The sequence below is a fragment of the bacterium genome, assembly GCA_040757115.1.
In the GTDB taxonomy this organism is placed as follows: domain Bacteria; phylum UBA9089; class CG2-30-40-21; order CG2-30-40-21; family SBAY01; genus JBFLXS01.
On record JBFLYA010000078.1, the window covers coordinates 10,050 to 16,304 of the forward strand.

Below are 6,255 nucleotides of genomic sequence, written 5' to 3' on the forward strand. Positions count from 1 at the left end.
AAGAGTAGAATAGGGTCAGACCTTGAATGTAGAAAGCAGTTCCTTTTACATTCAACATTCACGGTCTGACCCCAAAATAGTTCCAAAATAGTTCAAAAATAGTTCAAAAAGAATGTAGGTCAGGCTCCGAAGGAGTTGAGTTTGGATAGAGGATATGATGAGATTGAAGTAAGAGAACATGTAGAGAAAGATGAGACAAAAGCCTATATTAGTCTTGCCAAAAGGGAAAACAAATATGGTGTTTATTCCACAGAGATGTTTGAGTTCAATAAAGAAGGTGATCTTCTTTGTCCAGCAGGAAAGCAAATGAAGAGGTTGGGTAAGAAACCTCGTAAAGATAGGAAGATAAGGTTTGAAGGGATAGCTTGTGGTGAATGTGAATTGAGAGGATTTTGTACTACTGTAAGTTACCGAACAGTAGAGATTATTGAAGATGAGCATAAGAGGAGACAACAAGCAAGGGAATTAAATCAAACACCTGAACATAAGAAAGCGATAAAGATGCAATTAAGGATTGAAGCAGGTATTGGTCATCTAAAAGATTATCATCTGTTGCGGAGAGCATTTTATCGAAATAAAGAGATGATAAGGATTCAACAGTTGATGTCAGTAAGTTCAGCAAATATTGAAAAACTTGTTCGGGCAAAGGGTCATATGGAATTATAAGGTTTATTATTTCTGGTAAAGGCTATCGTTTTTCTCAATATAGGAGTGTTTTAAATGCTATAATTTTACCTCAGAGAGGAGAAAGATTTAAGATTTTAAAGATAGCATTCATAAAACCCGGTTTTTAAGTTGTCGGACTTCTTATGTTAAAAATTAAAGTCAAAACCGATAAGAAAAAAAGGTAGATTTTATGTCAACAGCCTGTCGAATTGAGAAAATAGTTGACGAAGTCAAAGGTGTATGATATTATAAAAGTATTATGGCAAGACCATGGAGAGTACAATATGAGGATGCAGTTTATCATGTTATGTCAAGGGAAGTTGCTCAAGGGAGGATATTTCTCATTGATGAGGATTGTCATCGATTTTTAGATTGTCTTGAGAAAACTTTTTAAAAAAAAAGTAGAAAGTATTCTTAATTTTCTTTTCGAGGTCTGACCCCATATCCTTCTTATAGTAGTATGTAGCGAAGGTCGATTTATTCTTGCATGAAGTAAATTAAGTAAAAATTCAGAAGGCAGGAATAGGAAAAGCTACTATAATTTTTAACAAAAGGAGGTGATAAAAGATGAAAAAGGCGATATTAACAACACTGTTAGCAATAAGCTTTATGCTCACTATGACTGCAACTGCGATAAGTCATCGGGTGATCACTGTGTGGTTATGTGATTCTGATAATTATGTGTACGAATTAGGAGTAGAGATGCCAAGTCCGGGTGCAACCCTCCCTCATTTCGATCTCGCTGGTTATCGCTTTATAGGAACACCAACAGTAAATGCTGAACCGTACCCTGTTGATGGCGCTGCATTGCTAGACTACTGGAACTTTCTTCAAATAGGGTTGGAATGCCAATGTTTGTGGCTTCTAAACAACGAGCAGTTCATATTTACTGTCTACAATGTACGGGCAGTTCTCAGCTACGATTACGAGGACAACCAATGGAAAGGGACACTACATTGGCGCAATCCGGACAAGAATAGGCAGGGAATAGCAACAAAGGCATGGTTACAATTTACACCACCACCACCACCAGGACCGCCTCTCACTCCTCGTGAGTGATTAAAGGAGGGGAGCAGAGGGGGTCAGACCTCGAATTGAGAAAATAGTTGACGGAAAGGAATTAGGGTCAGACCTTGAATGTAGAAAGTAGTTCCTTTTACATTCAACATTCACGGTCTGACCCCAAAATAGTCCTCAGAAGAATAGCACGCTGATAATGCGGATATTCGCGGATATAAGATAGAAGACAGAAAAAAGAGAAAAAAATCAGCGAAAATCCGTTAAATCCGCGTCATCCGTGTTCTATTCTTACGGCTATTTTCATGAGAATCAACTTCTTTTCGGACATCTCACTTTCTACTTAAAAAAACTGTGAGGTAAAAAAAGAACTGTAAATTTTGGAGGTGTAAAAAAATGAAGAGATATGTAATATTATTAGTAATGGGATTAGTAATATCCTTTACTTATGTTCAGGCTAAGACAAATGAAAAAGCTGGGATGTGCGCTGCTCAGTTTTTGAAAATAGGTGCTGGGGCAAGACCGTCTGGTATGGGTGAGGCATTTTGTGCTGTATCCAATGATATTAATGCTGTTTACTGGAATCCAGCCGGCCTATACCAGATTAATCAAAAACAAGCAACCTTTATGCACAATGAATGGCTGTATGATATTAAATATGAATTTTTAGCCTATTGTCAGCCGACAGACAGAGGGGTGAGTGCAGTTAGTCTGATTTATCTACGAATGGGTGATTTAGAAGGAAAAGATATGAATGATAACCCAATTGGGGATTTTTCTGCTTACGATTGTGCCTTGAATATCGCCTATTCATTAGCGGCAAATAAAAATACTTATTTGGGAATTACGGGAAAACTTATCCAGCAAAAGATAGAAAATGAAAAGGCAAAGGCTCTTGCTATAGATATTGGTATTTTGCATTTAGAATCAGCAAAAGAGGGATTTAAAACCGCGGCTGTGGTGCAAAACTTAGGCTCAAAATTAAAATTCGTTCAACAGCCTGAAAATTTACCACTTACTTATAAAATGGGTATTTCTTATAAAAGAAATAAATTACTCTTAGCCACGGATATAACTAAACCAGAAGATAATAACACCAGAATAAATATTGGTGTAGAATATCTTTTTAATCCTACTTTAACCCTCCGGGCAGGCTACAATTCACAAAACGACCTGGATTCAGGTTGGACGGTTGGAGCCGGAGTTAACTTAAAATCCTCACAATTTGACTATGCCTTTGTGCCTTACGGTGAATTAGATGATACACATAGATTTTCAGTGATTATAAAGTTTTAATATATTGGTATCATAAGATGATTAATCAATCAACTACTAAATTTTATTGTCAGGAATGTGGCTATGAATCATTGAAATGGCTTGGGAAATGTCCTGGATGTGAAAAATGGAATACATTCGTAGAAGAAATTAAACTTCCTGCCTCAAAATATCCTTCTTTAGCCCCTTGCGAACCAAAATCTATTTCTGACATTGAAATCTCAGAAGAAGAAAGATTATTAACTAAAATTAACGAATTTGACCGAGTTTTAGGTGGTGGAATAGTGCCAGGAGCATTAATTTTAATTGGTGGTGACCCGGGAATTGGAAAATCAACATTACTCCTTCAATCGGCAAATGCGTTGAGTATCGAATATGGGTTGTTATTATATGTTTCTGGTGAAGAATCATTACAACAAATTAAATTAAGGGCAAATAGAATAAATGCTGATTCTAAAAATCTACATATTCTTACAGAATGTAACCTTGAATACATCATCAACAAAATAGAAGAGATAAAACCCAAGATAGTGATTATTGATTCTATTCAGACAATTTATAAATCAGAATTAGGTTCTTCTCCTGGCAATATTGGTCAGGTGCGCGAATGCACCACCTCATTAATGTATTTAGCCAAACAAAAACAAATTGCTATCTTTATCATTGGTCATGTAACCAAAGAAGGGGCAATTGCTGGACCCAGGGTATTAGAACATATAGTTGATACCGTGCTTTATTTTGAAGGGGCACAGTATAATACTTATCGAATTTTAAGGGCAGTAAAAAATCGTTTCGGGTCAACAAATGAGATTGGTGTATTTGAAATGCAAGAAAAAGGACTGGTTGAGGTAAATAGCCCCTCATCAGCATTTTTGTCTCAAAGACCAATAGGCGTTTCTGGTTCTGTAGTTACAGCCAGCATAGAAGGAACAAGACCTATTCTGGTTGAATTGCAATCTCTGGTCAGCCCGACTAACTTTGGTCTGGCAAAAAGGGAAACTCTGGGCGTAGATTACAATCGCACCGCACTCCTGTTAGCGGTTTTAGAAAAACGCATGGGATTACATCTTGGAATATACGATGTTTTTGTCAATGTAACAGGTGGAATGAAAATTGTAGAACCCGGCGCAGATTTAGGCATTGCCTGTGCTGTGGTCTCAAGCCTTAAAGATAAACCCATTGATTCCAAAATCGCCATTGTTGGCGAGGTAGGCTTAGCCGGTGAGGTTAGAGGAATAAGTTATATTGAAAAAAGGATAGAAGAGGTAAGTAAACTGGGATTTGAACGCTTTATTTTACCAGAATATAACTTAGCGGGACTAAAATCTTATTCAATTGACTTAATAGGGGTCAAAAATCTGAAAGAGGCTTTAGAAAATGTCAAACTGAATCAATAAGCAGTGAACAGAAGCCTACTAACCACTATTCACTGCTCAGTGTTTACCCTCTTTTCTATCTCTATCATTAATAAGCAGTTATGAAATAAGTAAAAAAAGTTTATTTTTTTCTTTTGACTTTTGAGATTAATTATGCTATAATAATTGCAAGGAAGCAAAAAATGATGTTTAATGTAGGTGATAGAATAGTATATCCTCTACATGGAGCAGGAATCGTAGAGTCAATTGAGCACCATGAGGTACTGGGAAAAAATCAAAGTTATTATGTTCTAAGATTATTAATGGATAAAATAAGAATAATGGTGCCAACTTCATCAGTAGAAAAGGTGAAATTAAGAGGAGTTATCTCTGGAGGTGAGGTATCAAAAGTAATAGAAATTTTAAGAAAAAAAGATGATGAAATAAATTATATTTCTGATTGGAAGACAAGGTATGCAAATAATTTAGAAAAGATGAAAAGTGGTTGCATTTATAAAATAGCTGAAGTAGTAAAAAATCTTTCTTCACGCCATAAAAAACATGGATTATCATCTATAGAAAAAAGGCTTTTTGATAATGCTTTATCAATGATTGTTAGTGAAGTATCTTTTGCTAAGGATATTGATATTAAAGAATCAATTGCTATGATTGAGGAAATATTATAAATAATAATAAAATTTTGTAATTATCTTACAAAAATCTTTTTAAACAGAATTTTTAGAGGCGTAGGGGAAAAAATTATTTCTTCTACGCCTTTTTTTCATCAAGGTTTCACGAAATCTAAAGGAGGTAAAAAAATATAATGAGAAGGATTTTGTTTGTTCTTCTTTCCGTAGTAGTCGGATTCCTTATTGGTTATTTGAATAATCAATATTTAATGGGATTCTTAGTCGGATTAGGCTTCGGACTTACTATTATTGGAATAGAGGTATGTTTAGTTCGAGTTCAAGGAGTAAAGGTTGTTTTTGCTGGATTAGGGTTAATGTTGGGATTAATCATTGCCAATTTATTAGCCTTATCCTGTGTATATCTCCCTGAAATTCAAAGATTCTCGATGTATCTGCATTTGGCTCTATGTTTAATTTTTGGATATCTGGGAATGATAATTGCGGTAAAGAAAAAAGAGGATATATTAAAGACATTTACCTTTACCAGGATTCAATCTGAAGCAAAAGAAAAAGAAAAAGTCTCTAATGCGGAACTAAAAATATTAGATACGAGTGTCATTATTGACGGAAGAATTGCTGATATATGCGAAACGGGTTTCATAGAAGGAATTTTAGTTATACCCCGCTTTGTTCTAAAGGAGTTACAAAAGATTGCCGATTCTTCTGATTCACTAAAAAGAAATCGCGGCAGAAGAGGATTGGATGTGCTCAATAAGATACAAAAAATGGTTAATATTCCAGTTAAGATAGACGAAACTGATTTCAATGACATTAGAGAAGTAGATAGTAAATTAGTGCGATTAGGAAAGTTATGCGGTGGAAAGGTATTTACTAATGACTTTAATCTAAATAAAGTTGCTGAATTAGAAGGGGTTCGAGTATTAAATATAAATGAATTAGCCGAATCATTGAAACCTGTAGTTCTTCCTGGCGAAGAGATGAATGTTCATGTTATTAAAGAGGGTAAAGAATTTAGTCAAGGCGTGGGTTATTTAGATGATGGAACAATGGTTGTTGTCGATAATGGCCAGGATTTCATAGGACAAAAGGTAAAAGTAATCGTCAGCTCTGTCTTACAAACGACTGCGGGCAGAATGATATTTGCTAAATTAGAAGAGGGGCGTATGTAAAAAATAGTTGACAGGGTGACCGAGAATTACAGAGAAGCAAAATTCGTAACCGTTCAGGTCTTGAATTACTAATATTGATTGAGATTTCGGAACACTTACAAAATATTGAATGTAGAATGTAGA

6 protein-coding genes are annotated in these 6,255 nt (G+C 35.3%); all 6 read left to right on the top strand.

Features of this window, described 5'->3' with window-relative positions; genetic code table 11:
• Positions 1–141: 141 nt before the first annotated feature.
• Entirely contained in the window at positions 142–666 is a 525-nt protein-coding gene (locus tag AB1422_08755) for a transposase (protein ID MEW6619406.1), read from the top strand.
• A gap of 567 nt (positions 667–1,233) precedes the next feature.
• Positions 1,234–1,725 (top strand): hypothetical protein, encoded by a 492-nt coding sequence (locus AB1422_08760; GenBank protein MEW6619407.1) that lies wholly within the window; start codon positions 1,234–1,236, stop codon positions 1,723–1,725.
• 354 nt (positions 1,726–2,079) lie between these two features.
• A complete protein-coding gene (locus AB1422_08765) occupies positions 2,080–2,979 on the top strand; it encodes a PorV/PorQ family protein (protein ID MEW6619408.1) in 900 nt (299 codons plus the stop codon).
• Between the two features lie 17 nt (positions 2,980–2,996).
• Positions 2,997–4,355 (top strand): DNA repair protein RadA, encoded by a 1,359-nt coding sequence (radA, locus tag AB1422_08770; protein ID MEW6619409.1) that lies wholly within the window; start codon positions 2,997–2,999, stop codon positions 4,353–4,355.
• Positions 4,356–4,516: 161 nt separating this feature from the next.
• Positions 4,517–4,999 (top strand): CarD family transcriptional regulator, encoded by a 483-nt coding sequence (locus AB1422_08775; protein MEW6619410.1) that lies wholly within the window; start codon positions 4,517–4,519, stop codon positions 4,997–4,999.
• A 134-nt stretch (positions 5,000–5,133) separates the two neighbouring features.
• Positions 5,134–6,132 (top strand): TRAM domain-containing protein, encoded by a 999-nt coding sequence (locus AB1422_08780; GenBank protein ID MEW6619411.1) that lies wholly within the window; start codon positions 5,134–5,136, stop codon positions 6,130–6,132.
• Positions 6,133–6,255: the final 123 nt, after the last annotated feature.